11 protein-coding genes are annotated in these 13,654 nt (G+C 66.3%); 7 read left to right on the forward strand and 4 right to left on the reverse strand.

Going from position 1 to position 13,654, the window contains the following annotated elements; translation table 11 throughout:
- The first annotated feature begins 47 nt into the window (after window positions 1–47).
- The 6 genes from AC1DW9_RS09290 (at window position 48) to AC1DW9_RS09315 (ending at window position 4,886) form a co-directional block, all read left to right on the forward strand.
- Window positions 48–824: an ABC transporter ATP-binding protein gene (locus tag AC1DW9_RS09290; protein WP_441504662.1), complete on the forward strand. Its 777-nt coding sequence runs from the start codon at window positions 48–50 to the stop codon at window positions 822–824.
- 11 nt (window positions 825–835) lie between these two features.
- On the forward strand, window positions 836–1,633 hold the full coding sequence (locus tag AC1DW9_RS09295) for a transporter substrate-binding domain-containing protein (RefSeq protein ID WP_441504661.1): 798 nt from the start codon (window positions 836–838) through the stop codon (window positions 1,631–1,633).
- 88 nt (window positions 1,634–1,721) lie between these two features.
- Window positions 1,722–2,420 (forward strand): ABC transporter permease, encoded by a 699-nt coding sequence (locus AC1DW9_RS09300; RefSeq protein WP_441504660.1) that lies wholly within the window; start codon window positions 1,722–1,724, stop codon window positions 2,418–2,420.
- Window positions 2,421–2,422: 2 nt separating this feature from the next.
- Window positions 2,423–3,151, forward strand: coding sequence for an ABC transporter permease (locus AC1DW9_RS09305; RefSeq protein ID WP_441504659.1), 729 nt, complete (start codon window positions 2,423–2,425; stop codon window positions 3,149–3,151).
- Window positions 3,141–3,944: an inositol monophosphatase family protein gene (locus AC1DW9_RS09310; protein WP_441504658.1), complete on the forward strand. Its 804-nt coding sequence runs from the start codon at window positions 3,141–3,143 to the stop codon at window positions 3,942–3,944. The genes AC1DW9_RS09305 and AC1DW9_RS09310 overlap by 11 nt, the downstream gene beginning before the upstream one ends.
- Window positions 3,945–4,040: 96 nt before the next feature.
- The gene (locus tag AC1DW9_RS09315) at window positions 4,041–4,886 is read left to right on the forward strand and encodes an inositol monophosphatase family protein (protein ID WP_441504657.1); all 846 of its coding nucleotides are present in this window, start codon (window positions 4,041–4,043) and stop codon (window positions 4,884–4,886) included.
- A gap of 23 nt (window positions 4,887–4,909) precedes the next feature.
- Here the strand turns inward: AC1DW9_RS09315 and AC1DW9_RS09320 are convergent, their stop codons facing one another.
- From AC1DW9_RS09320 to AC1DW9_RS09330, 3 genes are all read right to left on the reverse strand, one after another.
- Window positions 4,910–5,698 (reverse strand): hypothetical protein, encoded by a 789-nt coding sequence (locus AC1DW9_RS09320; protein WP_476775778.1) that lies wholly within the window; start codon window positions 5,696–5,698, stop codon window positions 4,910–4,912.
- Window positions 5,699–5,865: 167 nt separating this feature from the next.
- Complete coding sequence (locus tag AC1DW9_RS09325) at window positions 5,866–6,996, reverse strand: linear amide C-N hydrolase (RefSeq protein ID WP_476775779.1); 1,131 nt, start codon at window positions 6,994–6,996, stop codon at window positions 5,866–5,868.
- 38 nt (window positions 6,997–7,034) lie between these two features.
- Window positions 7,035–9,764, reverse strand: coding sequence for an autotransporter family protein (locus tag AC1DW9_RS09330; RefSeq protein WP_476775780.1), 2,730 nt, complete (start codon window positions 9,762–9,764; stop codon window positions 7,035–7,037).
- 373 nt (window positions 9,765–10,137) lie between these two features.
- On the opposite strand from AC1DW9_RS09330, the gene AC1DW9_RS09335 reads away from it, so the two are divergent.
- Complete coding sequence (locus tag AC1DW9_RS09335) at window positions 10,138–11,178, forward strand: helix-turn-helix domain-containing protein (RefSeq protein ID WP_476775781.1); 1,041 nt, start codon at window positions 10,138–10,140, stop codon at window positions 11,176–11,178.
- 4 nt (window positions 11,179–11,182) lie between these two features.
- Here AC1DW9_RS09335 and AC1DW9_RS09340 read toward each other — a convergent pair whose 3' ends face one another.
- On the reverse strand, window positions 11,183–13,534 hold the full coding sequence (locus tag AC1DW9_RS09340) for a xanthine dehydrogenase family protein molybdopterin-binding subunit (RefSeq protein ID WP_476775782.1): 2,352 nt from the start codon (window positions 13,532–13,534) through the stop codon (window positions 11,183–11,185).
- Between the last annotated feature and the right edge of the window lie 120 nt (window positions 13,535–13,654).

Genomic DNA, 13,654 nt, shown 5'->3' on the forward strand with positions numbered 1-13,654 from the left:
ATCGAGGTCGGACAGAGCCGATCCAGCAATGCAAAGGGGAGGATCACGTGTCTCGACCGGAGGCGAAGACCGTCCTCACCGCGGACGTCATCCACAAGAGCTATGGCGACTTTCCCGTTCTCAAGGGTGTCAGCCTCGCGGCCCGCGAACGGGACGTGATCTGCATGATCGGCGCCAGCGGTTCGGGCAAAAGCACCTTCCTGCGCTGCATCAATCTGCTGGAGACCCCGGAATCCGGCACGATCTCCTTCGAGGGCGAGGAGATCAAGCTCCAGCGCAGCGGAGACCGCCCGCCGGTGCTGAACGCCAGGCAGATCAGCCGAATCCGCAGCCGGATGGGCATGGTGTTCCAGAGCTTCAACCTGTGGAGCCACCTGACCGTGCTCGAGAACGTTACGATCGCGCCGATCAAGGTGCTGGGCGTTGCGAAGGCCGAGGCGATCGAACGTGCCGAGGCGCTGCTGGCGAAGGTCGGGCTGTTCGACAAGCGCTATCATTACCCCGCTCATATTTCCGGCGGCCAGCAGCAGCGCTGCGCCATCGCCCGCGCCCTGGCGATGGAGCCCAAGCTGCTGCTCTTCGACGAGCCGACCTCGGCGCTCGACCCCGAGCTCGTCGGCGAGGTGCTGCGCGTCATGCGCGTTCTCGCGGAGGAGGGGCGGACCATGATCGTCGTGACCCATGAAATGGCGTTCGCCCGCGAGGTCTCGAACGAGGTGCTCTTCCTTCACGAGGGCAAGATCGAGGAGCGCAACAGCCCCGATCAGATCTTCGGCAACCCGATGTCGGAACGGTGCAGGCGCTTTCTGCAGCGCGTTCTTTGAGGAGAAGAACCATGAGAAAGACCGCTCTCGCCCTCCTGTCGGGCGCAGCGCTGCTGCTGGCCGGCACCGCCTTCGCCCGCGAGGTGAAGATCGGCACCGACTGCACCAATCCACCCTTCAACTACCGCACCGCCAGCGGCGAACTGGCGGGTTTTGACGTCGATATCGCCCGTGAGATCGGCAAGCGTGAAGGGTTCGACCTCAAATTCGTCTGCCAGTCGCTCGATGGTGCGCTCCCGGCCCTGACGGCGCGCAAATTCGATCTCATCCTCGCGAGCCTTTCGATCACCGAAGCGCGCCAGAAGAGCATCGATTTCAGCATCCCCTACCGCTCGTCGACCGGCCGGTTCGTTGGCCCGAAATCGTCCACGCTCGCGCCCGTCACCGCCGAGGGGCAGCCCAATCCCAAGGCCCTCGACGGCAAGGTCGTCGGGCTGATCCGCTCCAGCACCTATGACCGCTATTTCACCGAACTGTTCCCCGGCGTGCAGATCTCGCGCTACGAGAACTACGAGACCCTGCTCCTCGACCTCGTCTCCGGCCGCGTCGACCTGATCATGGCCGGGCCGATCAAGATGGAGGGCTTCTTCGAGGACGCCCAGGGCAAGAACTTCAAGTATATCGGCCCTGAACTCGAGAACATCAAATATTTCGGCCCCGGCGTCGGCGTCGGACTGCGCAAAAACGAGCCTGAACTGCTCGACAAGGTCAACAATGCGCTGAAGGGCATGTTCGCCGACGGGACCTTCAAGGCGATCAACCAGAAGTACTGGAAGTTCACGGTGCTCCCCAGCGTCTGGACTCAGTGACGCTCTCCGGGCGGCGCTAGCCGCCGCCCGGCATCGCCCGCGCGGCTGACAAGGCCCAGCGCGACCTCCGCCCCGACAGGACCGATTCATGACGGCAGACCTCTTCCAGGGCTGGGGAACGCAGCTCTTCTGGGGCACGATGGTCACGCTCCAGGTCGCGTTCCTGTCGCTGCTGGCGGGCCTCGCGATCGGCTTGGCGGTTGCGCTCGCCAAGCTCTCCTCGTCGCGGTTCCTGCGCGCGGCGGGTGATTTCTACACGACCTGCGTCCGCGGGACGCCCGAACTGCTCATCATCCTGCTGGTCTATTTCGGCAGCACGGTTGCGCTCTCGGCGATGCTGCGCTGGATCGCGGGACCGGAGGTCTATGTCGAGATCCCGGCGATGGCGGCCGGCGTGTTCGCGCTCAGCCTCGTCTTCGGCGCCTATGCGGCCGAAATCTTCCGGGGCGCTTTTCTCGCCATCCCGCCGGGTCAGATCGAGGCGGCGAAGGCCTTCGGCATGTCGCCGCTGACGCTGTTCATCCATATCCGCATGCCGCTGATGTGGCGCTACGCCCTGCCGAGCCTCGGCAATATCTGGATCTCGCTGATCAAGAACACCTCGCTGATCTCGGTCGTCGGCCTCGAGGAGTTGATGCGCGTCAGCTATCTCGCCACCTCGGTGACGCGCAGCCCGTTCCATTTCTACCTGCTCGCGGCGGTCATCTATCTCACGCTGACCATCATCAATTCCCTCATCATCGAATGTCTCGAGACCCGCGCGAACCGCGGCGTGCGGAGGGTCTGATCATGGACATCTCGCTCATGATCGAGAGCATCCCGCGCCTGCTCGAAGGCGCGGTCGTCACCCTGCAGCTTCTGCTGCTGACCGAGATCATCGGCTTCGTGCTCGCTCTGCCGCTCGGCATTCTCTACGCGAATGGCAGCAGGGGGGTACGGGCGCCGATCTATTGCTTCGTCTATTTCTTTCGCGGCACGCCGCTGCTCGTCCAGATCTTCATCGTCTATTACGGGCTCGCGCAGTTCGAGTTCGTGCGCGAAAGCTTTCTCTGGCCGTATCTGCGCAAGCCCTTCATCTGCGCCCTGCTGGCCTGTGCCCTGCATTCCGCCGCCTATACCGCGAATATCCTGCGCGGCGCGATCCAGGCCGTGCCGGCCGGCGAGATCGAGGCGGCGCGCGCCTGCGGCATGTCGGCCTTCCAGGTCCAGCGGCTGATCGTGCTGCCGATCGCGCTGCGGCTGATGCTGCCGGCCTATAGCAACCAGGCTATCGGCATGTTGAAGGGCACCTCGCTTGCCAGCACGATCACGCTGATGGAGCTGACCGGCGTGGCCAATACCATCGTGGCCGATACGTTCTCGCCCTATGAGATCTTCATCATGGCTGCGCTGATCTATCTCTCGATCACGCTCGTCATCACGCGTTGCTTCAAATTCGCCGAATACAGCCTCAGCAAGCACCAGCGCCCGCTCAAGAGCCGCGCAGCGATCCCCGGACAGGTCAGACATGCCGACTAGCGACATCAGGAATTTCATTGCCTTCGCCCAGGAGCTGGTCGAGGCGAGCGGCGAGATCATCCGCGAGGCGGCAAGGCACAACAACGCCTTCATCCCCAAGGGCGACGACAGCCCCGTCACCGAGATCGACCGGCGCGCCGAGACCGAGATCCGCCGCCGCATCGAAGCGGCCTATCCCGGCCATGGCATCCTCGGCGAGGAGTTCGGTTCGCAGGGAATGGACGAGGATTTTGTCTGGGTCATCGACCCGATCGACGGAACCAAGGCCTTCGTCGCCGGCATCCCGGTCTTCGGCACGCTCGTCGCTCTGACCCATCGTGGCGTCCCGATCCTCGGTGTCATCGACCAGCCGATGACACGGGAACGCTGGGTCGGCGCGGAGGGCTTTCCGACGACGCTGAACGGCGCGCGCGTCACGACCTCGGGCCGGCGCCTCCTGTCGGAAGCGGTGATGTCGACGAGCAATATCGAACTCTATGACGAGGACAGCCTGCCGACCTTCAAGGCCCTGCGCTCCTCCGTCCATTGGTGCGTCTATGGCGGCAGTTGCTATTCCTATGGACGGCTGGCCTCCGGGGCGATCGACATCGCCATCGACCGCTTCGAGAATCCGCATGACTACCTCGCCCATGTCGCCGTGATCACCCATGCCGGCGGCGTCATGACGGATTGGGACGGCGCGCCGCTGACGATCCGCTCGGGCGGGCATTGTCTGGCCGCGGCAAACTCCGCCCTGCACGCAGCCGCGTTGGGCCGGATCGCACCCTCGCACCGAACCCTGCCGGCCGCCTGACACAGCGAGCGATGCCGCATTCCAAACCTGTGTTCGGCCAGGGCTCACGCAGCCGCACCGGGCGCAGCACTCACAATCCCCAGTCGAGACTTCGCCATGCATGACCGCACGCGTTCCAGGAGCCATATCGTCGAGTGCATGAAGGAGGCTGCCCGGATCGGCGGCGCATCGCTCGCCGGGAATTTCGCCCGCCTCGCCGCCCTGCCGATCCTGGAGAAGGGGCCGTCGGATTTCGTCTCTGCCGCGGATATCGAATCCGAACGGCTGATCATCGCGCATCTCGGGGACACGCTGCCCGATATCGCGGTGCTCGGCGAAGAGAGCGGCGCATCCCCAGGCGCCAGTGACGGTCGCAGGATCGTCATCGATCCCCTCGACGGCACCAACAACTTCCTGCACGGCATCCCGCAGTTTTCCGTGTCGCTCGCCCTGATGGAGGGCGACGAGGTGACAGCGGGCGTCACCTATCATCCGCTCAGCCACGACATGTTCTGGGCCGCGAAAGGAGAGGGCGCCTTTCTCGGCGACCAGCGCCTCACGGGCTCGAAGCGCAACTCGCTCGCCCATGCCGTCGTCGGCACCTGTTTCCCCTATCATGGCAAGGGCGACACGGAAAAAGCCGCGCGTGAAATGGCAGCCATCATGCCGCAGGTTTCAGGGATCAGGAGTCCGGGCTCCGCCGCCCTCGAGATCGCCTACGTCGCAGAAGGGCGCTTCGACGGGTTCTGGACCTCGGGCGCCAAGCTCGATCTCTGGGACCTCGCTGCGGGCGTGATCATCGCCCGCGAAGCCGGCTGCATCGCGACGGAAATCGATGGCGAGGGCGACCCGCTGCACTGCCGCAGCCTTGTCGTCGCCCCGCGCCAGTTTCACAGCCTCTTCATCGACATCTTCCGGACCGCCTCTGCCACGAACGCTATTTGCGAGGCCCGCCCGCGATAGCGTGCTTGGCGGTCCTTGGGGCCTCAGAACTCGATCGACGCACCGATGATCGGCCCGTGCTGAGTGACCTTCCACTGGAAGCCGCCATCCCGGTAGTCCTGGTGCAGGACGCGGTAGCCGGTGCGAACCATGGTCTTGTAGCCCGCCAGCGTGGTGCGGTAGCCGAGAAGCGCCTGTCCGTTGAGGCTCAGCCGCGAGCCGACGCCGAAGCCGCCGGCATCGCCTTCCATGAAGAGGTTCCAGCGGTCGGTCAGGTCGAGATTCAGCCTCGCCCCCACGAAGGGGTCGAGCCAGCTCTCGCTGTCGGAAACATGCAGCCCGGCGACCCGGATGCGGCCCGTCAGGCGCGTCCAGCGGGCGCCCGCCGTCGGTTCCAGTGCAAAGACGCGGGGTGCGCCGAACACGGTATTGCCGCCGAGTTCGGACTGATAGACGCGGTAGAACACGCCGGCGCTGACCAGATAGGACTTCATGCCGGTGCCGATGTTGAGGGAGGCAATCTTTTCGTCGCTGGAGACATCGACATACTCGCCATTGACATAGGCGCCGAAGGCGCCGCGGCGGATCTCGAGATTGCCCATCAGCCCGAGGTCGAGATTCTTCAGGGTGTCGCGGAACGGGACGTCGACATGCCGGTGTATCCCGAGCACGGCCGCATCCCCGTTGAGCGAGGCCGCCCAGAGATAGGGGCTGAGGGTGACCGACCAGTCGCTCTGGGCGAGGGGGGCGCCTGCCTGCGCGGTGCGGACAGGGGTGAGATCGGCTGCCGCAGCAGGCGCCGCCGCCGCAAGCAGGGCGGCCGCGCCGATCATGGCTCTGGTCCGGCGGGAGCGATGCCGCTTGCCGGATGTCGCTGACGTCATGGTGCTGTGGCCCCCCGGCCCTGGCGATATCGATGAGATGCGGATGAAGGCTGTGCGCCGCGGCAAGGCGGCCGGACGGCCATGGCCGCCGGCGTCTGGCTGGACGCGATCACTGATCAGGGTTTGGCGAAAGGCAGGGCGGGAGGCGTCATCGCCGGCACCAGCGCCGCGCTGACGATCGTCTTGGCGTCGAGGTCGAAGCTCTTCAGGTCGATGCCGCGCAGGACCGGATCCTCATAGGTCTTGACGTAGTAGACCCGGTTCACGAGGTCGGCCACCGTCGACCATTGCGTGTATTCCAGCGGCTCCCTGGGCTTGTCTCCCTGGCCCTTGTCTTGCAGCCTGATCCAGCCCTTCGGAATATCGAAATTATTGACGATATGCTCTGCCAGCCGGACGCTTTCCGGGCCGCTCGGCTTGCGTTCGACGGACATCGTATAGCCGAGCGCCCGCAGGAAACGCGATGGCGGCGTCGGATCTCCGGGAATGCCGAGCATGCCCGAGCCCTGGCCGAGCGGCGCGAAGGACTGCTCGCCGACCTTCAGCGGCGGCGCGTTGACGGGCGACAGCTTCACATAATTCCTGAGATTGGTGAGGTGCCAGTCGAAGGATGGCGCGTTGGTCATCACGCCGAGCGGGTTGTCATAGACCTTGAGCTTGCCATCGACCGGCTCGATCACCAGCGAGGCCCCGGAGGCATCGTGCAAGGTGTAATGCACTGGCGGCGCGATCTTCATCGCCTCCTGCACGACATGGATGACGGCGACGTCGCCGATCGCCGCCTTGACCTCTGCGACCGTCGCGAAACTGGTCAGAGCCCAGGTGAGCAGGTCCCATGGCGCGAGGGATTTGGCCGGGTCGGTCTTCGCCGGGTCGGCGTAGCCGGCATAATCCAGGAAATAGAGAATGCCGCCGGAGAGGCCCTTCTCGTTCATGCCGTCGACCAGGGCGGAGACGCCGAGCGCATTGAGCCCGACGGCCGCATATTTGCCGGTCCAGCTCATCGCCGGTTTTCCGCCCGGCCCGGTCGAAGCCAGCTTGTAGTTGCGCGGGATCACCATCGCGCGCGACTCGAGCTCGAACCCGAACTCCATGGTGCGGCCATAGACGGCGCCGTCATCGGTCGTCCGGATCAGGAAGCTCGTGCAGGCGAGCACGGACTGGGGTGTCGCCAGCATCGCCGCGACCAGTGTGGCGGCTGCGGCGCGCTTGGCGTGGTGCCATGGGGACGATGCACGAAGACGCATGGGTCCTCCTCTCGGGTTCGTTTGGTTCAGGGGAGGGCTCACCAGCTCATGCGGAAGCCGGCGCGTCCGCTGAGTTCGTGGCTGTCGGCGAACTGGGCGAGGCTCGTCCTGACGGAGGCTTCGCCATAGAGCGAGTAGCGGCCCCAATCATATTTCGCGCCGAGGCCGACCCCGCCCCAGAGCCGCTCCTCGGCGCTGCTGAAGCGCGTGCCGGCGACGCTGGCCGTGGTGTCGTCGAGGAACTCGTAGGAGAGGTTGGCGATGCCGTAGAGCGTGGTGCTGACGAGCTGTCCGGCGCTGTCGCGCCAGATGCTGCGATAGTCCGCCGCGAGCCCGAGGCGGCCCTTCAGGCTGTCGCCATCCCCGAGCGAGACGCGGGCGCCGAACGGATCGGTAAAGCTGTCGGCAGTGACCCTGGAATAGATCAGTTGCGCCTGCGGCGTCAGCGACCAGGCGCCGTTCAGCGCGATCCGCTGGCCGAGCTCCAGGCCGAAGGCATAGCCGAACCCGCCCGTGCCGTCGGCGAGCCGGCGCCCGAGCGTGGTCGAGCTGAGATCGCTGTCGAACCAGCTCGCCTGGGCCTGGGCATCGGCATAGAGCCCGCTCTCGCCATACCAGGTCAGCGTGCCGCCAAAGCCGGTGCCGCTGGTCGCAATCTTGCCGCGGCCGAAGACCGAGGCGATATCGGCCGTGGCCCCGCCGTGATGCGCGGTCAGGCCGCCGACCAGCGTGCCGGCGCCGTTCGCCAGAAGCTGTCCCTCGAGCCCGGCCTGGAGCCGCCAGCTGTCGATCTCGTAGGAGGTGCCGCTGGTCGAGAGCCTGGGCGTGATCCGGCTATGGGCGCCCTCGATCCGGGCCCAGATCGCCTGGCTCTCGGGCGTACCCGCCGGGGCCGTGCCGTCGCCATGCATGCGGTCGCCGACGCGCTGGCGCAGCGTCGGCAGGCCGTTCAGGCTTTGCAGCACCTGGCCATAGGCCTCGTAGACCGGCACGCCGGGCTGCAGGATCGGCACGGTGCGCGCCGGGCTGCCGACTGGCGCCGCCGCGGCTGCCGGCGGGACATAGGCCGAGCGCAGATACCAATCGCCGTCGTTGGGCGTGCTGACGCCGTTGTGCTGCAGCGTATAGGCGTAGGCGCCTGCAATCAGGGCGGGCTGCCCCTGGAAGGCATAGTCGCCATTGGCGAGGGTGAAGCTGCCATTCGAGGCGCCGCCGACATCGACGATCTTGATGCCCTCGACGGTCGGTGCGCCAGTCCCGCCCTGGTTCAGCACGTTGACCAGCGTCGATCCGGCGCTGCTGCCGGTGATGACCAGCCGGTCGGAAGGCGAGGCATCGCCGCCGAGCACCGTCTCGATCTCGAGCCTGCCGCCATTGCCGCGATAATTGCCATTGATGGTCAGCGTGCCGATCGAGTTACCGGGCGCGATCGTGCCGCCGGCTGCGTTCATCGTGGTGCCGACCGTGCCGATGCCCTGCAGCCGGCCGCCCTGCACCGCCAGCGTGCCGCCGAGGATGCCATTCACCGAGAGCGCGCCTGCCTGGATCGTGGTGGCGCCGCCGAAGCCCGAGCTGTCGCCCGTGAGGTTTGCGTGGCCAGCGGCGAGAACCAGCGCTCCCGTTCCCTCGAAGCGGCCGGCGAACGTGTCGGCGGCGGCGGTCAGGGTCAGAGTCTGCGCCCCGGTCGCGACCACGCCGCTGCCCGAAAGCGTCCTGATCGAGGCGCCGGCCGCGGTTCCGGAGATGTCGAACACGCCGTTGTTGCGCACGCCGCTGGACGCGGCGATGCTGCCCGCACCGGTGAGGGCGAGCCTGCCCGACTGGATCGTCGTCGCGCCCGTAAAGCTGTTGGCTCCGGTCAGCGTCAGCGAGCCGGCCCCGAGCTTGGTGAGTGGCCCGCCACCGAGCGCCTGGCCGACGGCAAAATTGTTGCTGGCATCGGCGATGTCGAAGCCGCCGCCATTGGCGCCCCAGTTGATGGTGCGCCCGGTGCTGTTGAAGCCGGTGCCGGTGATCTGCAGCACGCCACCATTGATGGACAGTGCTCCCGCGACACTGCCGAGATTGGCGTCCGAGGACATCGACAGCGTGCCGCCGTTGAGGACCGTCCCGCCAGAATAGGTGTTGGCTGCGATGAGATAGACCGTGCCGGCGCCGGTCACGACGAGGCCGCCCGTGCCGGAGATCGGGTTGTTCAGGTAGAAGGCATTGCCGCTCTGCACCGGGTTCAGCGTCAGGGTCTGCGCGCCGAGATTGAGGGCGGCCGCCCCGGATTTGGAAAGCTGGCTGATGCTGCCGCTCTGGCTGTCGATCCGCCATTCCTGGCTGCCTGTCAGCGTAATCCTCTCGCTGAGCGTGATCGCCTGATTGACCTGGCTGACCACGCCCAGCCCGTCGATACCGCCGATACTGACGAGACCGTTCGTCGACACTGGGGTATTGACGAAGCCAAACCCGGTATAGGGAGCCAGGAACACGATCTGTCCGACACTGCGTGCGCTGCCCCAGGTGTAGGTGGATCCGGTTCCCGCCAGGTCGAAGATCGCCCGGTCGTTGGGGCCTGGTATGCCGACGCCCCACTGGGTGCCTCCAAACTGACCCCACAGGGCGTCGCTGGACGCAACGTAGTGATAATCCGCTGCCGAAGCCGCCGAGGCCGCCGTCAGCGCGAGAATGATCGCCGTTGCGCTGGCACTCCGCTTGAGCCCCGGCAATGCGGAATGTCCAGACATGATTCCCGATGGCTGGATGGTCAATTCGATAGGCATAGGCCACTCCGAAGCCGGGGGCCTCATCCCCCGGAGCGCTGTGATGTCGGGGGCGTTGCTGTCAGGTGCCGAAGGCGGCGCACGCAGCCGCAAGGCTGCGCAACATGCCCCCCAGCAGTGCCGCCGCGCTGCCAGGATCGCATATTCGCGAGCGCCCGCCTGTAGCGCTGCGTCTCATTTGTGATGACGCTGCGTCTCAATCGTCCGGACGTCGTCTCGTCCTGGGGCGGCCTATGCCCCTGCGTCGGCGGCATTGGTTCCACCAGGCAAATCACCCTAGGAGTGATCGGGCAGGTTCCGAACGTGCGGGGCAAGTTCCGATCTTGGCGGGGGAGAGCGAGCGATTCGGCAGGCCCGGGGGGCGACTGCTCCGGTGGCGGCGGAAGAGCTCGTCCTGTCGACCGACATGGTCGAGCCTGACCTGCGCAGCGATCTCTGGCGCGAGATCTCCCGCCCGTTCTTCGAGACGACGGCGCATCCCGACGATCGCGGAGCTGTGCTTGAGGGCTCGATCCGCTCGCGGGCGCTGGGCGCACTGCTGATCGGTCCGACCAGCTTCAACCAGCAGCAATACAGCCGGGACCGGCGCACCATCCTGCAGGGCGGGCTGGATCAGTACTTCGTCCAGCTCTTCGTCGCCGGCACACTCGAGGCCGATTGCGAGGGGGAGGCGATATCGGTCGGCCCTGGCGATATCTGCGTCTTCGACCTCGCCCGGACCTTCAGGAGCAGGGTCCGGACCGGCTCCACGCTGTCGCTGGTCCTGCCGCGGGAGCGGGTCGACCGGGTGGCGGGGGGGCGCAACCTGCATGGCCTGGTGCTCAGGACCGGAGATCCGATCACGCGCCTCCTGAGCGACTTCATCGTCAGCCTGTCCCATGTCTCGCCCGTGATGAGCGACGACGACCTGCGGGCGATCGAGGAATCGGCGATCTTCCTCATCGCCTCGGGCCTCGCTCGTCACGCGCCGGGGATCGCTCTTCAGGACCCCGTGCTGGGAAACGTCCTGCGTCAGCGCATCCTGGCGTTCATCGAGGCCAATCTGTCGGATCCCGGCCTCAACCCGGCCGTGCTGACTTCCCGCTTCCGGGTCTCGCGCGCGCATCTCTACCGGATGTTTGCCGGCGATGGCGGTGTCGCCACGATCATCCGCGAGAAGCGGCTCGACGCCTCGTTCCGCGAGTTGGCCAGTCCCGCCGCGCCATCACGCTCGATCACGCAGATCGCGCATGAACAGGGCTTCTCCAACAGCGCCCAGTTTCACCGCGCCTTCCGCGCGCGCTTCGGAATGGCCCCGGGTGAAGCCCGTGACGCGGCAGCCGCACGCCCCTTCGCCGATCAGCGCCTCCAGCATGTGCAGGTTCATTTCGACCAATATGCGCAGCAGCTCGGGGCGGGCGCCCTGCCGAAATGATCTCTCACTTCCCCCCGTGAATCATCCGCCAGATCGCCTGTGGCGTCGCCGGCATGTCGACATGCCGCACGCCATAGGGCGAGAGCGCATCGACGAGCGCGTTCATCACCGAGGGCAGCGAGCCCGCGCAGCCGGCCTCGCCGCAGCCTTTCGCGCCGACGGGATTGGTCGCGGTCGGGCTGCCCTGACTGGCGAATGAGAAGAAGGGCAGGTCGGCAGCGCGCGGCATCGCGTAGTCCATATAGGACCCCGTCATGAGCTGGCCGGCCTCGTCATAGGCGGTCATCTCGTAGAGCGCCTGGCCGATGCCCTGCGCGACGCCGCCATGCAGCTGCCCCGCGACGATCAACGGGTTCACGATCGTGCCGAAATCATTGACCATGACATAGCTGACCACCGCGACCTCCCCGGTCTCAGGATCGATCTCGACCTCGGCGACATGACAGCCATTGGGATAGGCCGATGGCGCCGACTTGAAGACATGATCGACATCCAGGCTCCGGGGCAGCTCCTTGGGCAGGTCGGGGGTCATGCGCACCCGTTCCGCGAGCTCCATGATACCGATCGCGCGGTCGGTCCCGGCGATCGTGAACCGGCCACGGCCAAACTCGAGATCGGCGACGCCGGCTTCCAGAAAATGGGCGGCCAGGAGCTTGCCCTTCTCGATGACGCGATCGCCCGCTTCCATGATGGCCGACCCGCTCGCCATGATCGATTTGGAGCCGCCGGTGCCGCCGCCCGCGATCAGCCGGTCGCTGTCGCCCTGGACGAGTCGGATCTTGTCGAAGGGCACGCCGAGCTTGCTCGTCAGCACCTGGGCGAAGGGCGTCCAGTGGCCCTGTCCGTAATCGAGCGTGCCGGTGACGATGGTCACGCTGCCATCGGCTTCGAAATGGAGGCCGGCCATTTCATTGCTTGGCGGCGCGGTGACCTCGAGATAGCAGCCGATGCCGCGGCCGCGGAGCTTGCCGGCCTTCCGGCTCTGGCGCTGCCGCGCCCCGTAGCCCTTCCAGTCGGCCGCCTTGAGCGCTTCTGCGAACAGGGCCGGGAAATCGCCGCTGTCATACAGCGTCCCGACCGGCGTCGCCCAGGGCAGTTGCTGCGGAGCGACGAGGTTGCGCCGCCGCAGGACGGTCTTGTCGATCCCCATTTCCACGGCGGCCGCATCGATCAGCCGCTCCATGAAGTAATTGCCTTCGGGGCGCCCGGCGCCGCGATAGGCGCCGATCGGTGCCGTGTTGGTGACGACGCATTTGGTCTGCACCTCGACGAGCGGCGTGCGGTACATGCCGATGCTGTTCTTGCCGATATTCGTCGTCGCCATCATCGGCCCGACAGGCGAGAGATAGCCGCCCATATTGCCGATGCCGCTGAAGCGCGTCGCCAGGAACCGGCCGCGCGCGTCGAGCGCCAGCTCGGCCTCGAAGACCATGTCGCGGCCATGATAGTCCGAGACAAAACTCTCGGAGCGCTGATCGGTCCATTTCACCGGCTTCTTCAGCAGGCGGGCCGCGTGCAGCAGCACGACATATTCGGGGAAGACCGAGGATTTCATCCCGAAGGAGCCGCCGACATGGCCGGTGAGCAGCCGCATCCGTTCCGCCGGCACGCCCATTGCTGCGGCCAGGTTGTTGCGCATCCCGAACGCGCCCTGGCTCGGCGCATGCAGCGTGTAGCGGCCGGTCTTGCGGTCATAGGTTCCGACCGCCGCACGCGGCTCGATCGGGTTCACCACGATGCGGCTGTTGACGATGCGCAGCTTCGTGACATGGGCGGCGCTGGCAAAAGCGGCCGCGACCTTGCTGGCATCGCCGAAATGATAGTCGAGGACCACATTGCCGGGGACGTGGTCATAGAGTTGCGGCGCGTCCGGCTTGAGGGCATCCTCGCTGGCCGTGACCGCGGGCAGGATCTCGATATCGAGCAGCACGGCCTCGGCCGCATCGCGCGCCTGGACGGCCGTGCGAGCCACGACCATCGCGATGGGATCGCCGACAAAGCGGACCTTGTCGGTCGCCAGGGCGTTGCGGGCGGGCTTCCTGATCGGGCTGCCGTCCCGATTGGGATGCTCGACAACGCATTTCAGCAAGCCGTAGCCTTGGCCCGCGAGATCCTCCCCCCGATAGATCGCGACGACGCCCTTCATGGCTTCGGCCTGCGAGATATCGATGCCGCGCAGGACGCCATGCGCGTGCGGGCTGCGGACGAAGGCCGCGTAGAGCTGCCCCTCCAGCGAGACGTCATCGGTATAGCGGCCCTCGCCGCGCACGAGCACGGGGTCCTCGTTGCGCGGGACGGGCTGGCCGACCTCGAATGGCATCGTCGAAAGCTCCGCTGAGGGCGTGTGCTTATTCATCAGGAGGCACCGTGAGTAACGTGCGAGCCGACCGGCAGGCAACGTCGCTAGACTGACCCAAAATGGCGGCGCCTGTCCTGCAGATGTCGCATAGGCGCTATCCGCAGGCGGCGCATTCCG

The organism is Allobosea sp. P4_E12 (assembly GCF_056401655.1).

Excerpts from the sequence above, each read along its gene's own strand:
- AC1DW9_RS09315 (WP_441504657.1), top strand. The coding sequence starts at position 4,041 with ATGCATGACCGCACGCGTTCCAGGAGCCATATCGTCGAGTGCATGAAG.
- AC1DW9_RS09330 (WP_476775780.1), bottom strand. The coding sequence starts at position 9,764 with ATGCCTATCGAATTGACCATCCAGCCATCGGGAATCATGTCTGGACAT.
- AC1DW9_RS09310 (WP_441504658.1), top strand. The coding sequence starts at position 3,141 with ATGCCGACTAGCGACATCAGGAATTTCATTGCCTTCGCCCAGGAGCTG.
- AC1DW9_RS09305 (WP_441504659.1), top strand. The coding sequence starts at position 2,423 with ATGGACATCTCGCTCATGATCGAGAGCATCCCGCGCCTGCTCGAAGGC.
- AC1DW9_RS09325 (WP_476775779.1), bottom strand. The coding sequence starts at position 6,996 with ATGCGTCTTCGTGCATCGTCCCCATGGCACCACGCCAAGCGCGCCGCA.
- AC1DW9_RS09340 (WP_476775782.1), bottom strand. The coding sequence starts at position 13,534 with ATGAATAAGCACACGCCCTCAGCGGAGCTTTCGACGATGCCATTCGAG.
- AC1DW9_RS09295 (WP_441504661.1), top strand. The coding sequence starts at position 836 with ATGAGAAAGACCGCTCTCGCCCTCCTGTCGGGCGCAGCGCTGCTGCTG.
- AC1DW9_RS09320 (WP_476775778.1), bottom strand. The coding sequence starts at position 5,698 with ATGATCGGCGCGGCCGCCCTGCTTGCGGCGGCGGCGCCTGCTGCGGCA.
- AC1DW9_RS09300 (WP_441504660.1), top strand. The coding sequence starts at position 1,722 with ATGACGGCAGACCTCTTCCAGGGCTGGGGAACGCAGCTCTTCTGGGGC.